Annotated in this window: 18 protein-coding genes; 9 read left to right on the top strand and 9 right to left on the bottom strand. The window is 61.2% G+C overall.

Annotated features, from left to right (window positions below; all coding sequences use genetic code 11):
• The first annotated feature begins 303 nt into the window (after nt 1-303).
• From accB to FPL22_RS12850, 4 genes are all read left to right on the top strand, one after another.
• Nucleotides 304-747 (top strand): acetyl-CoA carboxylase biotin carboxyl carrier protein, encoded by a 444-nt coding sequence (gene accB, locus FPL22_RS12865; RefSeq protein WP_203235156.1) that lies wholly within the window; start codon nt 304-306, stop codon nt 745-747.
• A gap of 110 nt (nt 748-857) precedes the next feature.
• Complete coding sequence (gene accC, locus FPL22_RS12860; RefSeq protein WP_144230819.1) at nt 858-2,222, top strand: acetyl-CoA carboxylase biotin carboxylase subunit; 1,365 nt, start codon at nt 858-860, stop codon at nt 2,220-2,222.
• Between the two features lie 133 nt (nt 2,223-2,355).
• Entirely contained in the window at nt 2,356-2,805 is a 450-nt protein-coding gene (locus tag FPL22_RS12855) for an Asp23/Gls24 family envelope stress response protein (protein ID WP_144230818.1), read from the top strand.
• 23 nt (nt 2,806-2,828) lie between these two features.
• Entirely contained in the window at nt 2,829-3,236 is a 408-nt protein-coding gene (locus tag FPL22_RS12850; protein ID WP_238991414.1) for an alkaline shock response membrane anchor protein AmaP, read from the top strand.
• Nucleotides 3,237-3,242: 6 nt separating this feature from the next.
• On the opposite strand, the gene FPL22_RS12845 is transcribed toward FPL22_RS12850, so the two are convergent.
• The 4 genes from FPL22_RS12845 to argC form a co-directional block, all read right to left on the bottom strand.
• Nucleotides 3,243-4,130, bottom strand: coding sequence for a 50S ribosomal protein L11 methyltransferase (locus FPL22_RS12845; protein WP_144230816.1), 888 nt, complete (start codon nt 4,128-4,130; stop codon nt 3,243-3,245).
• A gap of 113 nt (nt 4,131-4,243) precedes the next feature.
• Nucleotides 4,244-5,749, bottom strand: a complete 1,506-nt coding sequence (creD, locus tag FPL22_RS12840; protein ID WP_144230815.1) for a cell envelope integrity protein CreD — start codon at nt 5,747-5,749, stop codon at nt 4,244-4,246.
• A 19-nt stretch (nt 5,750-5,768) separates the two neighbouring features.
• Nucleotides 5,769-6,593, bottom strand: coding sequence for a winged helix-turn-helix domain-containing protein (locus FPL22_RS12835; RefSeq protein ID WP_144230814.1), 825 nt, complete (start codon nt 6,591-6,593; stop codon nt 5,769-5,771).
• A 34-nt stretch (nt 6,594-6,627) separates the two neighbouring features.
• Nucleotides 6,628-7,578, bottom strand: a complete 951-nt coding sequence (gene argC / locus FPL22_RS12830) for an N-acetyl-gamma-glutamyl-phosphate reductase (RefSeq protein ID WP_144230813.1) — start codon at nt 7,576-7,578, stop codon at nt 6,628-6,630.
• A 133-nt stretch (nt 7,579-7,711) separates the two neighbouring features.
• On the opposite strand from argC, the gene FPL22_RS12825 reads away from it, so the two are divergent.
• Genes FPL22_RS12825 through FPL22_RS12810 form a run of 4 tightly spaced genes read left to right on the top strand, consistent with a single transcriptional unit; the run spans nt 7,712 to nt 11,828 of the window.
• Entirely contained in the window at nt 7,712-9,451 is a 1,740-nt protein-coding gene (locus FPL22_RS12825) for a DNA translocase FtsK (protein ID WP_144230812.1), read from the top strand.
• A gap of 29 nt (nt 9,452-9,480) precedes the next feature.
• Entirely contained in the window at nt 9,481-11,058 is a 1,578-nt protein-coding gene (locus FPL22_RS12820; protein WP_144230811.1) for a flagellar biosynthesis protein FlhF, read from the top strand.
• A gap of 5 nt (nt 11,059-11,063) precedes the next feature.
• Nucleotides 11,064-11,411, top strand: coding sequence for a hypothetical protein (locus tag FPL22_RS12815; RefSeq protein ID WP_238991413.1), 348 nt, complete (start codon nt 11,064-11,066; stop codon nt 11,409-11,411).
• Nucleotides 11,412-11,432: 21 nt separating this feature from the next.
• Nucleotides 11,433-11,828 carry a hypothetical protein gene (locus FPL22_RS12810; protein WP_144230810.1) on the top strand — a complete coding sequence of 132 codons (396 nt, stop codon included), beginning with the start codon at nt 11,433-11,435 and terminating at the stop codon, nt 11,826-11,828.
• Between the two features lie 10 nt (nt 11,829-11,838).
• On the opposite strand, the gene purN is transcribed toward FPL22_RS12810, so the two are convergent.
• From purN to FPL22_RS12785, 5 genes are read right to left on the bottom strand one after another with little or no spacing between them, the layout of a single operon-like run.
• On the bottom strand, nt 11,839-12,417 hold the full coding sequence (gene purN, locus FPL22_RS12805; protein ID WP_144230809.1) for a phosphoribosylglycinamide formyltransferase: 579 nt from the start codon (nt 12,415-12,417) through the stop codon (nt 11,839-11,841).
• Nucleotides 12,418-12,439: 22 nt separating this feature from the next.
• Complete coding sequence (dnaJ, locus tag FPL22_RS12800; RefSeq protein WP_144230808.1) at nt 12,440-13,612, bottom strand: molecular chaperone DnaJ; 1,173 nt, start codon at nt 13,610-13,612, stop codon at nt 12,440-12,442.
• A gap of 9 nt (nt 13,613-13,621) precedes the next feature.
• Nucleotides 13,622-14,191, bottom strand: a complete 570-nt coding sequence (locus FPL22_RS12795) for a nucleotide exchange factor GrpE (RefSeq protein WP_144230807.1) — start codon at nt 14,189-14,191, stop codon at nt 13,622-13,624.
• Nucleotides 14,192-14,206: 15 nt separating this feature from the next.
• Entirely contained in the window at nt 14,207-15,010 is an 804-nt protein-coding gene (locus FPL22_RS12790; protein WP_144230806.1) for an AsmA family protein, read from the bottom strand.
• A 22-nt stretch (nt 15,011-15,032) separates the two neighbouring features.
• Nucleotides 15,033-15,980, bottom strand: coding sequence for a type I phosphomannose isomerase catalytic subunit (locus tag FPL22_RS12785; RefSeq protein WP_144230805.1), 948 nt, complete (start codon nt 15,978-15,980; stop codon nt 15,033-15,035).
• A gap of 104 nt (nt 15,981-16,084) precedes the next feature.
• Between FPL22_RS12785 and FPL22_RS12780 the strand changes: the two genes are divergently transcribed.
• Entirely contained in the window at nt 16,085-18,574 is a 2,490-nt protein-coding gene (locus FPL22_RS12780; protein ID WP_144230804.1) for an FtsK/SpoIIIE family DNA translocase, read from the top strand.
• Nucleotides 18,575-18,721 lie beyond the last annotated feature (147 nt).

Raw genomic sequence — 18,721 nt, 5'->3', positions numbered from 1 at the left:
ACATCCGGCCTCATTTTATCGCGTTAGCACAAACACCACGCGTATTAGCCCCTTTTAGTCCAAAAAACTTATCTTTGCGGTGAGGAAATGTAATCAGGCATTCCTTACTTTACCGAGGAATTACCAAGATTTCAGGTGAAAATGACACGAATTAGTCGGATTTTGCCTCAGAATTCAAAGGTTGCACAAATCAATCCCATCCATTTCAAAATAGCCTCTAAACAAAGGAAGTCCCTTCCTTCTCCTCTAACTTAACCTAGGCATAAATTGGACCTAAAACAGATCAAACAAATCATCGACATCATGAAACGCTCCGAGCTGACCGAATTCGCGGTCGAGGAAGAGGGTTTCAAGCTGAAGATCCGCCGTGGCGCCAATGGCCTTCCCGTTGTTAGCAGCAGCTACGCGTCCAATGCCCCGGCCTCCTACAACGAAAACGTTGCCCCGGCCCCCGCAGTTCAAGCCCCCGCCGCTCCCGCCGCAGCCCCCGCTGGCGACGAAACCGGTATCTCTTACATCAAATCCCCAATGGTAGGCACCTTCTACCGTTCTGGCTCCCCAGAGAGTAAGCCCTACGCGGAGAACGGCACCAAGATCGTCGAAAACTCGGTCGTCTGCATCATCGAAGCCATGAAGATCATGAACGAGATCCAAGCCGAACTTAAGGGCACCATCGTTGAAGCCCTCGTCGAGAACGGCCAGCCGGTCGAATACGGTCAGAAGCTCTTCAAGGTTAAGCAGGGCTGATTTCAACCCATCGTCCATTTTCCTTAATAACCGCTAGTCGCCACTGAACCGCTGATTTAATTGGCGCAACTTAGTGCGGTTTAGCGGTTTATTTATTACCACTCCCTCTGATGATCCAGAAAATCCTCATCGCCAATCGCGGTGAAATCGCCCTTCGCATCGTCCGCGCCTGCCGTGAGCTCGGCATCAAAACCCTCGCCGTTTACTCGGAGGCCGACGTCCAGTCCCTCCATGTTCAGCTCGCCGATGAAGCCATTTGTATCGGCGGTCCTCGTGGTGCAGACAGCTATCTTAAGGCTGATCGCATTATCGCTGCCGCCGAGATCGCCGATGTTGACGCCATCCATCCCGGATACGGTTTTCTTTCCGAAAACGCCACGTTCGCCCAGCAGTGCGAATCGTGCAACATCAAGTTCATCGGGCCTAAGTCCAAGTCCATCCAGATGATGGGCGACAAGGCCGTCGCCAAGGACACCGTCAAGAAAGCCGGCGTCCCCACCGTGCCTGGCTCTGATGGTCCGGTCGAAAACGAATCCGAAGCCGTCAAGATCGCCCGCAAGATCGGTTATCCCGTCATCATCAAGGCGGTTGCCGGCGGCGGCGGTCGTGGCATGCGTATCGCGCACAACGACATTTCCTTCGCCAAGGAATACCACGTTGCCCGTAACGAAGCGGAAAAAGCCTTCGGCAATGGCTCGGTTTACATCGAGAAATACATCGAAAAACCCCGCCACATCGAGTTCCAGATCCTCGCCGACAGCCATGGCAAGGTCCTCCACCTCGGTGAACGTGATTGCTCCATCCAGCGCCGCCACCAAAAGCTCATTGAAGAGTCTCCTTCGCCCTTCCTGACGCCCGATTTGCGCAAAAAGATGGGCAAATTTGCCGTCAAAGCCGCTGAAGCCGCCGAATACGAGAACGCCGGCACCATCGAGTTCCTCGTCGATGCCAAGGGCAATTTCTACTTCATCGAGATGAATACCCGCATCCAAGTGGAACATCCCGTGACCGAGGAATGCACCGGTATCGACCTCATCAAACAGCAGATCCTCGTGGCCAATGGCGAAAAACTCGCCTTCGACCAGAGCGATATCAAATTCGAGAAGCACGCCATCGAGTGCCGTATCAACGCCGAGGATCCCGCCCGCAACTTCGTGCCGTCCCCCGGCACCATAGGCCTCTATTACGCCCCGGGCGGCCACGGCGTGCGCGTCGATTCCCATGCCTATTCCGGCTACGCCATCCCGCCTTATTACGATTCCATGATCGGCAAGCTCATCTGCTACGGTCGCGATCGTCCTACGGCCATCCAGCGCACCTACCGCGCCCTCAGCGAATACCTCATTCGCGGCATCAAGACCACCATCCCGCTTCACAAGGCGATCATGTGCGACCCCACGTTTATCGAGGGCAAGGCCACGACCGCTTACATGGAGGATTTCTTCGCCCGCACGCCCACGGACCTCTTCTCCTAAGCAACCGGCCGCGTGTTTCATGGTCAGCATTCACTCCCGCGATTCTTAAAGTCGCGGGAGTTTTTTTGCCCGAATACCGAGCCAGCCCTTGCAACCCACGCCCAAACGGCGTTTTTAAAAGCATCTAATTACCATGCAATCGTCCGAGTTCACACCCACCCCTCGCTTCGATGACCAGCCCGAGCTGGGCGACATCAAGATCAACCACACGGTCGTCGCCAGCATCGTCCGCCTCGCCGCCCTTCAGATCCCCGGCGTCGCAGGCGTTGGCGGCGGTATCGTTGACGGCATCAGCGAACTGTTCGCCAAGCGTCGTGAATCTGATCACCGCGGCGTAAAAGTTAATGAAACGGATGATGATACCTACACCATCGAACTCCGTATCGTCATCAACTATGGCTCCGAAATCGGCAAAACGGCCTACGAAGTCCAACTCGCGGTGCGCAAGCAGGTCATCGCCATGACCGGCAAAAACGTCGCCAAGGTCGATGTCATCATCGAAGGCGTGCGCCTCCCGGGCGATCTCAACGCCGCCCAGGATAAATCCGACGATCTCTGGCCCGACGCTCCGGCGACGGATTAATCCGCCACGGCTGCATGTTTGCGATGAATTGGGATCTCCTTCACTTCACGACCACGCAATACGTGCTCATCTGGAGCATGTTAGGCTTTCTAGTGCTGTTACTCTGCCTGCGCCCCCCCGCCACGCTTACGATTTTGCGTGATGACAAAGGTGCCTTGCGCATCTCGCGCCACGCCCTGCATCGCCTCATCGAGACGTGCTGCGAGCAGTTGGGCGGTATCGCGTCGGCCCGCGCTCAGGTTACCCGCAGTCGCGGCAAATTCAACGTAACCATTCGCTTGAAAGTCCGCCCGAACGCTAAGCTGGATGCCATTCAAGGCTATCTGGCCCAAGAAGTAGGCGATATCTTCCGCGAAAACCTCGGCATTGCCGAAATGGGTCGCGTCGAGGTCAAGGTGGTCGGGGTTACTCCCGCGCCCGCCACCTTTTAAACGCCATTAAACGGTGCGGGTGAGCGCGAGATCGCTCCACTCGCCCATGATGCGGCTTTCGATCGTCCAAGCCGGCACGGCCGCGGCAAACACCGCACGCACTTTCTCCAGCTCGATCGCGAGAATTCCGCTCAAGACGAGCGCTCCACCGGGCGCGACTGAAACCGTGAGCTCGTTGACGAACCGCATGAGCACGTCGGCCTGAATGTTGGCCAAAACGACTTCGGCCTGACGCCCGCCGGCCAATCCTGTCACCAAGTCGCCGGTGAAAAACTCCACCGCGCCCGCAAGTCCATTTAGTTCAGCATTTTCCTCACTCACGCGCACGGCTTCGGGATCATTGTCAAAGCCCGCGATTCGCCTGAAGCCCAGCTTTGCCGCCGAAAGCGCCAGAATACCCGAGCCACAACCGGCATCGATCACACGCCAGTCGTCCACCAGCGCGCCCGCTTTGGCCGCCAACGCCACCAAGCGCTCGCAGCAAAGCCGCGTGGTTTCATGGTTACCGGTGCCAAATGCCAGGCCCGGATCGAGCCAAATGACGACTTCGCCCGCGCCCGGCTGGAATTTCTCACGTTCCCACACCGGAACCCAGTGCAAGCGTCCGAATTGCGACGCTTTAAAATGCGCTTTGTAACTATCGCGCCAATCTTGATCGGCCAAAGCACGACGCTCGGGATCAGCGGGTTCCGCGATTCCAGCGATCAAAGGCAACAGTTCGGACCAACGCGCATCGCCCGTGGCTTCATTTTCGAAAATGCCCACGATCCAGGCGCGTTTTACGATGACATCCTGGAGCAGACTCCATCCTTCAACTCCCAGCTCCAGTAATACTTCGTCGATGGCATCGACCGCTTCAGGGGGAATTTCGGCTTTGATCTCAAACAAACTCATGCGGAAGAACGTCCCTGCCGCGCGCGACCTCGGCAAGGCCAATCCCCCGCGTCCCACCCTCAGCGGCAATAGGCCGGCCAGCGCACAATGTAATCGCGGCAAACGACACGGCCTCACGACAGCTCCGCCTCCGTCACCACTTGAGGTTCCACCGAGGATTCCAGCCGACGCGTCGCAAACATCACCGCCGCCAACACCGCAAACAGCGCTCCCGTGCCCGCCAACAGGGCGAAATCTTCCATCTGGAGCACGAAATACAGATAGGCATACACGCCGCCCAACATTCCCCCCACCAGCACGGCGCGCCGGTCATTTTTCAAAATTCGCCGCGCATACAATGCGATCAGCACCGTCGAAGCTCCGGCCGCCACCGCATACGCCACGCCGAACACCAGAAACTCCGCCAGAGCTAGTAACCCCAGGTAAAACAAACACAACGCGGCTCCCACCAAGAGGTAGTTCAGCGAACTGAGGCGCACGCGACAGACCGCCTCGAACAAGAAAAACGTCGTGAACACCAGCGTGACGAAGAGCACCCCATATTTAATCGCCCGTTCCACCGTGCGGTAGGCATTCACCGGCTCCATCAGGCTCACGCCAAACGCAGTTTCTTCGATTTTTTCCACGCTCGGCTGGCCATCACCGCCTTCGACCCATTGCTGCGGAAAACTACGGCCATAGTAACTGACTCGCCACGAGGCATTAAATCCCTCCAAGCCCACCTCGCGTTCAGTGGGCAGATAACCGCCATCAAAACTCGGGTCAGCCCACGTCGAGGCGAGTTTCACTTCCGTCTGACGCCCCAACGGCAAAAACCTCAACGCATCGCTCCCGTTCAAAGCCAATTCGAGGGAAAACTCCTTGGTCTCGTCTTTTACCAATTTCACCGGTGCGTGCACGCCCGCGCCCATCACCTCTGAAAAACGAGCCCCCGGCTGCAAGGCCACCGTCTCGCCGCCCCACTTCAGCGCCAGATCCTGCTGAGCTCCGCGTAAGTCACTGATGATGAAACAAACCCGCGCCTGTGCCCATAGCGGTTCAAGCCCGCGCAACGTCAGAAAATCAAATGAGGGCGCTGCAAATTTCCCCGAAATCGCCAATTTAGCCGCATACACCGGCGTTTCGTAAATCCCGCGCTTCCGAATCGAGGGCACCAAGGTGCCGTCCACCACCAGCCGCTCCGGCAAAAAGACGGCCTCGCCTCGTTGCTCACGATCCACGGTGACATCCACCCGGCGCCCCAAGACAACCTGCGATTCGATCGCCTCGACCTTGTAAGTGTAAGGCACCACCAGCACCGGCCCGGCCACGCGCTGAGCCTCGCCCCACGTCTGGGTGATCTCGTGCACCGCCTCCTGTTGTCTCGAATACCGTTCGCTCAGAGTCGATTGCACCATCCCGAGCGGGATAAATAAAAGCAGGCCGATCAGCGCCACGCCCATGAGTTTAAACACCAGCGCCCGCCGCCGCAGCCAGCCACGCACGCCCGACACCACCGAAGAAGATTCAGAGTTCATCCGCTCATCGTGCCCTGCGTGCGTGAAGCCCGTGTGAACCCTGCATGAATTCGCCGCGAAAAACGCATTCCTCACCTGGTCGGCGCGTCCCGAGCGATCCACAGAATCGCAAAGCGCGAGATTACGAGAGCAGACGCAGCGAGTAACCTTCGCCCCGATGCGTGCAAATCACGTCCGGCTCGGAGGCGATTGAGCGTAATTTGCCCCGAAGCGTCTTGATATGCGCATCGACGGTGCGATCAAGGCTCGCACCTGGATCTTCCCACACGCGCGTCATCAATTCATCACGCGACCACACGCGCCCCGGTCGCGAGTGCAGCACCGCCAGCAATCGAAACTCATAACGCGTCAATTCCAGTCGCACCCCGCAAAAAAACGCCTCCTTGCACTCCTCATTAACCGTCAGCCCCACCGCACCCGGAGCACCTCCAGCCGGTTTATAACTTAATACGTTACAAACTGGCTGCGTTTCATTGGTGAGAGAAGGCGCAGTAGTGGTGGCGGTGTTGGTGGTGGTCGAATTATGTGCGGGCGCGGCGATGACGGGGGGGTGCGTGCGGCGCAGGATCGCTCGCACACGTGCGGTCACTTCACGCGGGCTGAACGGTTTCGTCACATAATCATCCCCGCCGAGTTCCAGTCCCACCACGCGATCGATCTCGCTCGAACGCGCCGTGAGAAATAACACCGGCACCGGCGTGCGGGTGCGCAACTCACGACACAGGTCAAATCCGCTCATATCGGGCAAACCCACATCGAGAATCACCAACGCAAAACCGGCGGCGGGGTTATCCGCCATCGTTGCAGCGCTTGAAAACGCCGCCAATCCCTCGCGGCCGGTCGCACACCATTCGGGCGCAAAACCCTCGGTGCGCAAAGCATACACGAGCGTGTCGGCGATGGCCGGCTCATCCTCGATCACCAAAATGCGCACAGGTGCAGTCATCCGGTGATCAAGTTCGCCGTTGTCGTCCGCTCGATCAGACCGCGAGGCCCGCGCCTTCGTCGAAGCCGAGGTGCAGGTTCATACACTGGATCGCCGCACCCGATGCGCCTTTACCCAAATTATCCAGCCGTGCGACGACGACGGCTTGATCAGCATGGCCGAAGACCGCGAGATCGCAGCGATTGGTGTCGTTGCACGCCTGCACATCGAGGAAGCCGCCATCGAGCACGCCTTCGTCACCGAAGGGCAGCACGCGGATGAATTTCTCCCCCGCATACGTCTCGGTCAGCGCATGGTGCAAGGCCTGAGGACTCGGCGCGACCGGTAGTTGCCGAAGCGGCAATGCCACGGTGATCGTGAGACCTTTGTAGAAATTACCCACGACCGGACTGAAAATCGGCGCATTCACCAAACCGGTGTGCACGCGCATTTCCGGCAGATGCTTGTGCATCAAGCCGAGCGCATAAGGACGCGGGCTCTTCAACGCCTCGGGCAACGGCGTCTGTTCATAATCGGCGATCATCTTTTTGCCGCCACCGCTGTAGCCCGTGATCGAAAAACACGACAACGCGAAATCCGCCGGCACGAGTCCGCGTTGCACCAGCGGACGCACCGCGAGCGCGAACGCCGTCGCATGACAGCCGGGATTGGCGATGCGTTTGCTGGTGCGGATCGCCGCGCGATAATCCGCGCCCAGCTCCGGCACGCCGTAAACCCACGCGGGATCGATGCGGTGCGCCGTCGATGCGTCGATGATGCAAGTATTCGGATTCGTCACCAAAGCCGCCGATTCCTTCGCCGCGCCGTCGGGCAAACAAAGAAACGCGACATCGGCAGCGTTCAGGCAGGCTGCACGCGCAGCCGTATCCTTGCGCTTGGCCGGATCGATTGCGATCAGCTCGAGCTCGGGACGCAGCGCGAGCCGTTCATGAATTTGCAGGCCCGTGGTGCCTTCCTGTCCATCGACAAAGATCTTGGTTTTCATCGCGAAAATAACTGTCGCCCCCCTGCCTGCCCGCCGCAAGCGCATTGGCCGGTCATCATGTTAAAAAATGATGGCACGCTTCGCTTGCACGATCGCTCCACGGGTCTGTAAATTTGCCCCTTTTCCCCTCCAAATGTCCGTCGCTTCTCCCGAGCCCACTCTTCCTTCCATCCCCAGCCCGCTCCTCAGCGAAGACGAACACCTGCTCTCCTTCTGGCACGAAGAGATGGAAGCCCGCCTCGAAGAACGCGCCACGCTCCGCGCCCGTCACCGCGATCAACTCGAAGACGCGCTCGATCACCTCGAAGGACTTCGCCAAAACGCCCGCGAACGCGCCCTCGATACGTCCGCGCCCGAAGCCTCCGCCATCGCCGCGCCCGCTCCGACACTCGTCGCGCCCGTGGAAAAACTCCCAGATCCGTTCACCTCCGACGAGATGGCGGCCTACCAATTCGCGCCGCTCGATTTGTTGCGCGCGCCGTCGCCCGGCGAACGTGCTTTCTCGAGTGCCGATGAATTGGATGCCGACAAACGCCTGCTGCAAGACGCGCTCGACAGTTTCGCCGTCGATGCGCTCGTCCACGACGCCATCGTCGGCCCACGCATCACTCAGTTCCGCGTGCGTCCCGGTTTTGGCGTGCGCGTCGAAGCCATCGCCTCGCTGGAGAAAAATATCGCGCTCTCCATGTCCGCCAACGCCGTGCGCATCCAGGCACCGATCCCCGGCGAAAACTACGTCGGCATCGAGATCCCCAACCGCAACACCATCCCGCTCACGTTGCGCGGCTCCTTCGAATCGACCGACTGGCTCAACACCACCGCCGAGATTCCGCTCATCCTCGGCGTCGATATCGCCGGCCGTCATGTGCTCTGCGATCTCGCCCGCGCCCCGCACGCACTCATCGCCGGCGCGACCGGTTCGGGTAAATCCGTCTGCATCAGCAATCTCATTCTCTCGCTCGTCTATCGTTTCCGCCCAGACGAGCTCGAGCTGATGTTGATCGATCCGAAGATTGTCGAATTCGCCATCTATCGTGACCTGCCGCACTTGATTCACCCCGTCGTCACCGAGCCCAAACAAGCCGTGCAGGCACTCAAGTGGCTCGTGCGTGAGATGGAACGCCGCTACGAAATTCTCGCCGAGAAAAACGTCCGCAATCTCGCCGGCTACAACGCCAAGGCCATCACCGAGGGCTTCCCGAAAATGCCGTTCATCGTCCTCGTGATCGACGAGCTCGCCGACCTCATGATGACCGCCTCGCAAGAAGTCGAAACGCCCATCGCCCGTCTCGCGCAGATGTCGCGCGCCGTTGGCATTCACACCGTCCTCGCGACGCAGCGCCCTTCGGTGAACGTCATCACAGGTATCATCAAAGCCAACTATCCCACGCGCATGGCGTTTCAGGTTTCGTCGCAAGTCGACAGCCGCACCATCCTCGATGGCAAGGGCGCCGAATCCCTCCAAGGCCGCGGAGATATGCTCTACAGCCCTCCCGGCCTCGGACGCCTCCAGCGCCTCCAGGCCCCCTTCGTGGACGATGCCGAGATCGAGCGTGTCGTCGGCTTTCTCAAGACCCAGGTCCAGCCTCGCTACCGCGTCGAGTTACGCGCCGAAGACGCGCCCGGCCCTTCGGAAAGCGTGGACGGCGAAAGCATCAACATCGGCGCCGATCCCATGATCAAAGAAGCCCTCGAGATCATCGCCTCGCACGGTCGCGCCAGCACGAGTTATCTCCAACGCCGTCTCAAAATCGGCTACAACCGCGCCGCCTCGCTCATGGAGGAAATGGAACAGCGCCGCTACATCGGCCCGCAAGTCGGCAACAACCCGCGCGAGATCTATGTGCAACCGGGCGACATCCGTCTCGGCTGATTGTGTAATCAAAAATAAACTACACACCGATGTCCGCCGAAACTCTCACCGTCGAAACCTTGCTCGCCCGCATCCGCAGCGATGGCGTGCGGCGCACGTCCGCCGCCTTGCGCAAGCCACCGATTCCCTCGCGTCTGCTCCAGGATCTTGCCGCGCTACCCAACACCCCCGAAGCACTCGAATTCGTCGCCAGTTATCCGCTGTCGCCGAGTCATCTGCTGGAAACACTCGCCGTCGGTGCCGCGCCTGCGGTGCTCGCGCATCTCGCGACAAATCCCCGCACGCCACCGCACTTGATGAGCCAGTTCGCCGCGCACGAAAACGCCGGCGTCCGCGCCCAAGCCGCTGCGCATCCGCAACTGCCCGCGCGTGAGCTTTTCACTCTTACCACCGACGCCGATCCCGAGGTGCGCCGCTCGCTCGCCGGCAATTCTTCGCTGCGCCTGCCGCACCAAGCCGTGCTCGTCGTGGATGCGGATCCGTCCGTCCGCTTGCGCCTCGCCGCACAATCCGCCCTGCCCGCGCCCGCCGCACTCGTGCTCGGTGCCGATGCCTGCGCCGTCGTCCGCGTGCACACCGTGGCCTCCGTGACCGCCGAGGAGGATTTGTTGCTCGGCTGGGCCGCCGGTGACGAGGAGGACGTCCAACTCGCATTGCTTCAGCGCAAAGCCCTTCCCGCCGAGGTGAACCACACGTTGCTGCGTTCACCGCACGCCGCAGTGCGCCGCCTGGCCCGCACGGATCTCGACCTCGATGATGTCGACCTCCTGTTTCTCGCCACGCGCGGCGAGCCCGACGAGCGCGCCTGGGTCGCTGCACGCCCGCAGCTTTCGCGCCCGCTGCAAAGCCTGCTCGCCCGCGACTCCGACCTCGCCACCCGCACCGCCCTCGCGGCGAATCTTTCCCTCGACGAAACCATCGCCCGCTACTTCACCTCGCTCGCCGAGGAAACCGTATGCGAAGCACTCGCTGGCAATCCCGCCATGCCGTCCGATCTCGTCGAAGAACTCGCCGCCACACGCCAACCCGCGGTGCTCGCCGCCCTCGCGTATCGCGAGAATTTGAGTGAACAGCTCGTGCAATTCCTCCTCGTGCACAGCCCCGATTTTCGCCGCCACTGGGCCATTCAAGGCCGCACCGATCTGCGTCTCGACTTGGAAACCGCCAAGATCTTGCTCGCCGATCCGCTGCCCACCGTGCGCGTGCTCGCGGTGAGCGCCTGCCCGGCCTGGCGGCGGGCCGACATGTATGATCTGGCCCGTGATGCCGCACCGGTCGTGCGCATCGCCGCGCTGCGCCACGCCAACGCGCCTGACGAATTACTGCAGGATCGCGCAACCGATTCCTCGCAAGAAGTCGCCGATGCCGCTCGCGAAGTATGGGCCGGCCGCGAGGCCAACGCCCGTCAGACTGCGGCTGCAAAAGCACTCCCGCCCATGCCTCCGGTGGTCGTGCGCGCCACGCCTGTCCGGCAAACCGCCATTGACGTGGCGCCGCCACGTCCGACTGTGTCCGCCCCGCCGCGAGCATCCGCTCCAGCGACATCCCAAGAGCGCCCCGAGGCGCCCGACCTTCTCAATAAACTCAAACGCATTTTCTGGCAGTAATCACCATGGCTAAAAAAACCGCATCCCTCTCCTTCCGCGACATCGTCCTCGGCGCCGATGCCGAGGTCATCCGTCAGGCCCACGAAGCCCGCGTAAAGATCGATCTCCTCATCGAGGAGCGTCAGCGCGCCTACGAACGCATCGCCGAACTCGAAACCCAGGTCGAAGACGTCCTCGGCGAAACCGGCGCGTTCCCCTTCCCTGCGCCTCCTCTCGCCGTCGCCGGCTTCGATCCGAAGGCCGACACCGTCACGCGCGGCGCCGCCAAAAAGCCCGCCCGCACCGCCGCGAACACCGGCGCCGACGAAGACACTGCGGACTCCGACGACTCCGCTTCGACCGACGAATCCTGATCCGCCGGCTTTTGTTTTCAGATGTCGGCCGATTCTCAAATTCGCATCAACGCGCTGCTCCTCCAACGTGAGGCGCTGTTCGTGCGTATTCACGAGATCGAGGGCGCCGTGTCCGCCTTGCTGCGTGAGCCGTATCCGTTCACGCGCCCCGCGCTGCCGTCGGACCAGCGCGTGAAACGCAAAGCTCCCGCCCGCGCCGCCGCCGCGAAGGACAAACTCCGCAAGCTGGAGTCCGATGAAACCGGCTACCGCGTGACGTATCGTCAGCAGGGCCAGGTCCGCGTGGAAACTCACGACTCGCCGGACGCCCTCCGCACCTTGCTGGCCGCCCAAGGCGCGCAGCTTGAGGTGCAATTGATCGAGACAGTCGACGCCGCCGGCACCGCGAAAGCCGTGCTGCACGGCAGCGCGTCGTAAGGAAAGCCGCTCAGGCTTTCTTTTCGCTCAAACGAGCGATCACCGCCGGCAGCAATGCGTGTTCGGCCGCGTGGATTTTATCCGCGAAACTATCCGGCGTATCCTCCGCCTCCACGTGCACCGCAGCCTGATCGATGATCGGGCCACCATCCACTTCCTGCGTCACGTAGTGCACGGTGCAGCCGGCGATTTTCACACCACGGCGCCAAGCCTGGCCGATACCGTCGAGACCGGGAAAACTTGGCAGCAAGCTCGGGTGGAGGTTGATGATTTTTCCGGCGAATGCCGTGAGAAAACCCGGCTTGATGACGCGCATGAAGCCCGCGAGCACGATCAAGTCGGGCTGACACGAGCTGATCGCTGCGATGTAGTGCTGTTCGGCGGAGCCATCGAGCTTCGTCTTGAACGGAGCGGCATCGAGAAACGTCGCCGGCACGCCGAAACGCGGCCCGAGCGCGAGGATGCCCGCGTCGGGTTTGTCCGCGAAAATCTGCACGACCTCGGCCCGGCCGAGTTTGCCGGCGGCTTTCGCGAGCAGGATGGCTTCGGCATTGGAGCCGCGACCGGAACCGAGGATGACGACGCGCATGATTTTCGGAGAGGACGGAGGCTTAGAAGAACTTCTTGGCCTTCTCGAAGAAGCTCTTCGAGGTGGGTTCATCGGCATCGCCGCTCACCTTGGCGAACTCTTCGAGGAGCTTGCGCTGCTCGGCGGTGAGCGATTGAGGGACTTCCACCTGCACGCGCAGGAGTTGGTCGCCCGGCGAGCCGCCGCGCAGGGACGGCATGCCCTTGCCCTTGAGTCGGAAGGTGGTGCCGCTTTGCGTGCCGACCGGAATCTTCAGCGACGCTTTGCCGGAGAGCGTGGGCACTTCGATGCTGCCGCCGAGTGAAGCGAGGGTGAACTTGATCGGGATCTCGCAGAAGAGATCGTTACCATGACGCTCGAAGAGCTCGTGCTCGCGAACGTTGATCACGATGTAGAGATCGCCCGATTGACCGCCCGCCATGCCGGCCTCGCCGTTGCCGCTGGAGCGGAGACGCGAACCGGTTTCGACGCCCGCAGGGATGCGCACGTTGACCTTGGTGGCCTTCGCGGTGCGGCCTTCGCCACGGCACGCGGTGCACGGCTTCTCGATTTTTTGGCCACTGCCGCCGCACGTCGGGCACGCTTGTGTGAACGTGATGATACCGCCGCTGCGACGGACCTGGCCGTGGCCTTTGCACGTCGGGCAGGTGACTTTTTTCGAGCCGGGCTCGGCACCACTACCGTCGCAGCGTTCGCACGTCATCGCCTTGCGGAAGGAGATTTCCTTCTCGATGCCCTTGGCGGCTTCTTCGAGGGAGATTTCCAAATCGTAGCGCAAGTCGGCACCGTCGCGGTCGCCACCACGGCCACCGCCTCCACCGCCAAACATGTCTTCGAAAATACCGCCACCACCACCGCCGCCGCCACCTTGACCGCCAAAGACGTCACGGAAGATATCGAAGGGATCGTGGAAACCGCCGCCACCACCGCCGCCGCCAGGTCCGCGCGGACCGGCACCGCCACCTTGCTGGAAGGCGGCATGGCCGTAGCGATCATAGGCCGCGCGTTTCTGCGGGTCTTTGAGGACTTCGTAGGCTTCGGAGACTTTCTTGAACATCTCCTCCGCTTCCTTGTTGCCCGGGTTTTTGTCCGGGTGGAACTGCACGGCCTTCTTGCGATAGGCCTTCTTCAGCTCCTCATCCGTGGCGCCTTTGGCCACGCTGAGGAGTTCGTAATAATCTTGTTGGGCAGCCATACGGTTTGGTTAGGCGGACTGCTCGGTGGCGGGGCCGGTGGAAACAATCACCGAGGCGGGACGCAGCAAGCGACCGTTCAGGGTGAAGCCAACGCGCACCACGGTGACGACGGAGCCTTCAGCGACATCGGCGCTGGGCTGCTGCGAGATCGCCTCGTGCAAATTCGGATCGAAGGGCTGGGCGACGGGATTGACCTCTTTGAGGCCGTGGCTCGCGAGCGATGACTTGAGCTGCTCGGCCACCATCGAAATACCACCGACGAGCGTCTTCAAATCGGCGTTGGGCGCCTTGGCGGCGGCGAGGCCGAGACCGAGATTGTCGATCACGGGCAGGAGGTCTTCGAGCACGCGCGATGAGGCGAATTGACGGAGCTCATCTTTTTCGCGGACGGTGCGGCGACGGTGATTATCAAGATCGGCGACCGAGCGGACGTAACGGTCGTAGTTGTCGGCCGATTCTTTCTTCGCGGCGGCAAGCTGCTCACTCAGGTCGGGACCGGCGGCGGGAGCCTCGGGCGCGACATTATCGGCGGAAGTGGTGGTCTGCGGATCTGGGTTGGTCGGTTCTGTCTCGTTCATGAACCGCCCACCAAATCAAGGCTTCGGCTGTTCTTCAAGTTTCCTGGCGCTTTCTCCCGACTTTTCCCGCTTGTCGCCCCAAGCGTAGGTGCGTCGGTCAATGGGCTGGGTCGCGTTGGTCACCAGCTCTTTGAGATCACCGGTAAGCATCTCGCCGATATTTTTGCCGGCGGCGGCCACGGCAGGAGGCAAATCGGCGTTAAATTTCGTGGCCGGCGTGACATTCCGGTAGCTGCGCTGGAAGGCGAGCTGGTGCACCGTCTCGGCGCTTTTCCCAGGGCGTTCATCCCTCACGATCACTTCATTGAGACGGACATCGAGATCGCGAACGAGAAACTGCAGCGGCGAACCGGCGGCAGATTTGGAGCCGGCGGCGGTTTTCGCTTTTTTCTCGGAAGGCGACGTGACGGCCAGGCGGCGATACATCAAGTCGAGGTTGTTCGAGCCGCGCGCATTGGTGACGACGGTGATGCGAGCCACGTCGACGGTGCTCATGTCGAGCACGGGCTTGCTGCCCAAAAGCGAAAACAGGTCCGCTTGGGCCGTGAACTCGCGCACCTCAAGAAATTCGCTTTCACCAAAGCCCGCCGGATTCGCGACGACCAGTCCGCGCATGCGCACTTCGGCGGTGAACGGGTTGGCGTAAAACGAATCAACGCGGGCCGCGAAGCCCGTGCGGTTTTCAATCACACTCGTGAACAAACCCGGCAACAACAGCATCCAGCCCATCCCCAGCATGGCGAACGCGCACACCAGAAACATCATGATCTGGATGAGGGCTCCTCCCCCGGCTGTTGAGCGTGAGTGCTTCAGTTGCATGGCTATTTCTAACCATAAGCTGTCAGCAAAAGTTCTCGGTGACTAGCGTAAGCGTGTCACTTTGCGCGATAAATGAATTTTTTACCGAGTAAGGGATGATGATATTATCGCCCCGGGTAAGCACTTCGCCGTCGGGCGTGATCAGCTTGCCCTCGACGACGCTGAGGATGCGCGGCTGTTCACCGGCTTCAAACGTGAGCTCTGCACGCTCGGCCAGCGGCACGCGGCGAATGCGGAACTCCTTCGCGTTCGCGATAGTTGCCGGAGCGCGCACGCCACGGATCGGCTCGGGCTCGAAATCGTCCCACTTGATGGATTTCAACGATTGTTCGACGTGCATCGCGCGGGGTTTGCCATCGAGACCGACGCGGCCCCAATCGTAAACGCGATAGGTCGTGTCGGAGTTTTGCTGGATCTCGAGAATGAGATTTCCGCCGTCGATCGCATGGATCTGGCCGCTGTGCACGAGAATCGAATCACCGGCTTTCACCGGAAAACGATGCACGCAGTCCTCGAGCGTGAGGTCGGTGAGCGCCTTTTCAAACTGCGTGCGTGTGACGCCCCTCTTCAGGCCGACGATGAGCTTAGAACCGGGTTCGCATGCGGCGATATACCAGTTCTCGGTCTTCGGCTCGCCCTTCAACTCCGGCGCAACCGCAGCAGGCGGATGCACCTGAAGGCTGAGACGCTCTTTGCAATCGAGCCATTTCACCAGAATCGGAAACGGGCGATCCGCCGGCCACTGCGGGCCCATGATCGCGGCGGTGTTGCCCGCAATGACTTCGCGCAAAGTCCGGCCGTCAAATTCCCCGCCACTCAAGACGGATTGTGCCTCGGGGCGATCAACGATCTCCCAGCTTTCACCGATGGGACGATCCGGCGGCAGCGTCCGGTCGAGCGCGCTTTCGAGTGCACGGCCGCCCCACACGCGATCCTGATAGAGAGGTTTTAAACGAAGAAACGATGACATGGTAAATTTTGCGTTTAGCGAGAAATGGGAACAGGGGGATATTGCGTTTGACCGAGGGAAACGTTGCCGTGGAATTAGTCCGGCATTCCAAGGCCGAAAAACACATGCCCAAGCCAGCGAGTTCAACTGTAAACACCGTCCCGTCCTTCCAGCCACCGCGCACCCGTCCGCGGTGGATCGCCGCAAGCTCGTGCCTGCTGATCGGCCTGCTGGTGACCGTGGCCTTCCTGGACTTCGACCCTGAGCAAAGCCGCCAGACGGGCACCAATTTCCGTCAGGCCGCCCCCAATCTCGTCGGCAGCGTCGGCGCCGAATTCACTTGGTGGTCCATTCATACCATCGGCGTGAGCATCTGGTTGCTGCCTCCGTTTTTGTTTTGGATGACGTATCTCGCGCTGCGCAACGCCAAGCAGTTCGCCGCCACGCGCGTCATCGCCATGGTGATCTGCGTCGTCAGCGCATCGGCGCTCGCCTCGATGGTCACGAGCTTCGGTAAAACCCAGTATTTCACCGAAGGCCTCGGCGGATTGCTCGGCGATCTCGTTTACACCGGTCTCTTCAGGGACACGCTGGGAGTCTTCGGCACCGTGCTGCTCCTCGGCACCACTTACATTCTCGGCTTCGTCTTCATTCTGGTGCGCGACATCGGCACCGAGTTTGACAAGCTCATCCACGCTTTCCACGCTTGGCGCGAACGCCGCGCCGCTGTCCGTGCCGAGGCCGCCGATCTCCGCGCTCAACTCAAAGCCAGCGCCGATAAACGCAAGATCGAGGCCAAGACCGCCGCCCCCGCCGCCTCAATCGTGGCCGCACCGCCGCCCAACAAAAAACTCACGCTGCCGCGCACCGGCAACACCGCCTCGCCCTTCGCCCCGAAGACCGACGACGAGTCCAAACCCGCCGCGATCGTTGCCGCCGTCGATACGCCGCCGCCCGTTGCTCCCGTAGCGCCCCGCATCAATCGCGGCCCCGCCAAACCCGAGGGCACGCTCGAGTCGTTGCCCGCCGGCCTCGGCCCCGTCTCGATCGTCAAACCCGAGGAAACCAAAAAGGCCAAGGCCCCCGCGGTTCCGCTCATCGAGGAAAACTACGAGTTCCCTTCGCTCTCGCTGCTGAAAGAACAATCCGCCGCCTCCGCCGACGGCACCGACGAAGAATACGCCAAAAACATGGCCGACCTCGTCCGCATTCTCGGCGAATTCGGCGTCACAGTCACCCCGGGCGAGATCCATGTCGGTCCGGTGATCACGTGCTACGAAGTCGCTCCCGCTCCCGGCGTGCGCGTCGAAAAAATCGCCGGCCTCGACAAGAACATCGCCCTCGGCATGCGCGCGCAGTCCGTGCGTATTCTCGCCCCGATTCCCGGCAAAGCCGCCGTCGGCGTGGAAATCCCCAACCGCGTCCCGACGCCGGTCGGCATGCGCGAGATTCTTGAGTCCGAAGACTGGTCGTCCGCGAAGGCCGAGATTCCCATCGCGCTCGGCAAGGATGTGTCCGGCAAGCCGCTCATCTCCGACCTCGCCAAGATGCCGCATCTCCTGATCGCCGGTGCCACCGGCTCGGGCAAATCGGTGTGCATCAACTCCATCATCGCCTCCATCGTCTATCGCAAAAGCCCGAAGGACCTGCGTCTCATCATGGTGGATCCAAAGGTCGTTGAGCTCAAAGTCTTCAACACCCTTCCGCACATGCTCATCCCCGTGGTGACCGAGCCGAAGAAGGTCCCCGCCGCCCTTAAGTGGCTGCTCGGCGAGATGGAACAACGCTACCAGATCTTCGCCAAGGTCGGCGTGCGCAACATCGCAGGTTTCAACACCCGCAAGAAATCCGGCGCGGCCGATTTCCCTTCGGCCGACGCCCAGCAATCCCTCGACGGTGTGGACCCGCTGGCCGCCGATGACGGTCTCGATATCCCCGAGAAACTCCCCTACATCGTCGCCATCATCGACGAACTCGCCGACCTCATGATGGTCGCGCCCGCCGAGATCGAGACCAGCATCGCCCGCCTCGCCCAGCTCGCCCGCGCCGCCGGCATCCACCTCATCATCGCCACGCAGCGCCCGTCGGTGAACGTCATCACCGGCGTCATCAAAGCCAACTTGCCCTCGCGTATCGCGTTCCAAGTCGCCTCGCAGATCGACTCCCGCACCATTCTCGATGGCAAAGGCGCCGAGACGCTCATCGGTCGCGGCGATATGTTGTTCTCGCCTCCCGGCAGCTCGCGTCTCGTGCGTGCACAAGGCGCCTTCGTCTCCGACGAAGAGGTCCAGGACTTCGTCGAGTTCCTCAAGAAGAACGGCCCGCCCCAATACGCCTCGTCCGTCCAGCAACAGATCGATCGCGACGCAGCCGGCGAAGAAGAATCCTCCGAAAGTGGCGACAGCGACATGGGCGACGACGAGGAGTTGTTCAACCAGGCGCTCGACGTCATCAAATCCACCAAGCGCGCCTCGACCTCGATGATCCAGCGCCGCCTGCGCATCGGTTACAACCGCGCCGCCCGCATCATGGACCTCATGGAAGACAAGGGCATCGTCGGTCCCGAAAACGGCTCCAGCCCGCGCGAAATCCTCAAGGATCTCGACTCGATCTAAGCCAGACGCCCTCCGCGGCAGTCAGCCCTTCACCCGCGCGCCGGCGTGAGAATTTTCAGAATTCTCGCCCCGGCGCGCATCTTTTTGGGATTAAGCGGGTCGGAGCGCTTTGAGCGTCGGCCCGTTGCCGGCGGCAATCTCCCTTAA

Source organism: Rariglobus hedericola (assembly GCF_007559335.1).
In the GTDB taxonomy this organism is placed as follows: domain Bacteria; phylum Verrucomicrobiota; class Verrucomicrobiia; order Opitutales; family Opitutaceae; genus Rariglobus; species Rariglobus hedericola.
This window is presented reverse-complemented; position numbering and strand designations above follow the sequence as displayed.

Bases quoted from the DNA above. Each gene is read 5' to 3' on its own strand.
- accB (WP_203235156.1), top strand. From the start codon at position 304: ATGAAACGCTCCGAGCTGACCGAATTCGCGGTCGAGGAAGAGGGTTTC.
- accC (WP_144230819.1), top strand. From the start codon at position 858: ATGATCCAGAAAATCCTCATCGCCAATCGCGGTGAAATCGCCCTTCGC.
- FPL22_RS12855 (WP_144230818.1), top strand. From the start codon at position 2,356: ATGCAATCGTCCGAGTTCACACCCACCCCTCGCTTCGATGACCAGCCC.
- FPL22_RS12850 (WP_238991414.1), top strand. From the start codon at position 2,829: ATGAATTGGGATCTCCTTCACTTCACGACCACGCAATACGTGCTCATC.
- FPL22_RS12845 (WP_144230816.1), bottom strand. From the start codon at position 4,130: ATGAGTTTGTTTGAGATCAAAGCCGAAATTCCCCCTGAAGCGGTCGAT.
- FPL22_RS12835 (WP_144230814.1), bottom strand. From the start codon at position 6,593: ATGACTGCACCTGTGCGCATTTTGGTGATCGAGGATGAGCCGGCCATC.
- argC (WP_144230813.1), bottom strand. From the start codon at position 7,578: ATGAAAACCAAGATCTTTGTCGATGGACAGGAAGGCACCACGGGCCTG.
- FPL22_RS12825 (WP_144230812.1), top strand. From the start codon at position 7,712: ATGTCCGTCGCTTCTCCCGAGCCCACTCTTCCTTCCATCCCCAGCCCG.
- FPL22_RS12820 (WP_144230811.1), top strand. From the start codon at position 9,481: ATGTCCGCCGAAACTCTCACCGTCGAAACCTTGCTCGCCCGCATCCGC.
- FPL22_RS12815 (WP_238991413.1), top strand. From the start codon at position 11,064: ATGGCTAAAAAAACCGCATCCCTCTCCTTCCGCGACATCGTCCTCGGC.
- FPL22_RS12810 (WP_144230810.1), top strand. From the start codon at position 11,433: ATGTCGGCCGATTCTCAAATTCGCATCAACGCGCTGCTCCTCCAACGT.
- purN (WP_144230809.1), bottom strand. From the start codon at position 12,417: ATGCGCGTCGTCATCCTCGGTTCCGGTCGCGGCTCCAATGCCGAAGCC.
- dnaJ (WP_144230808.1), bottom strand. From the start codon at position 13,612: ATGGCTGCCCAACAAGATTATTACGAACTCCTCAGCGTGGCCAAAGGC.
- FPL22_RS12795 (WP_144230807.1), bottom strand. From the start codon at position 14,191: ATGAACGAGACAGAACCGACCAACCCAGATCCGCAGACCACCACTTCC.
- FPL22_RS12790 (WP_144230806.1), bottom strand. From the start codon at position 15,010: ATGCAACTGAAGCACTCACGCTCAACAGCCGGGGGAGGAGCCCTCATC.
- FPL22_RS12785 (WP_144230805.1), bottom strand. From the start codon at position 15,980: ATGTCATCGTTTCTTCGTTTAAAACCTCTCTATCAGGATCGCGTGTGG.
- FPL22_RS12780 (WP_144230804.1), top strand. From the start codon at position 16,085: ATGCCCAAGCCAGCGAGTTCAACTGTAAACACCGTCCCGTCCTTCCAG.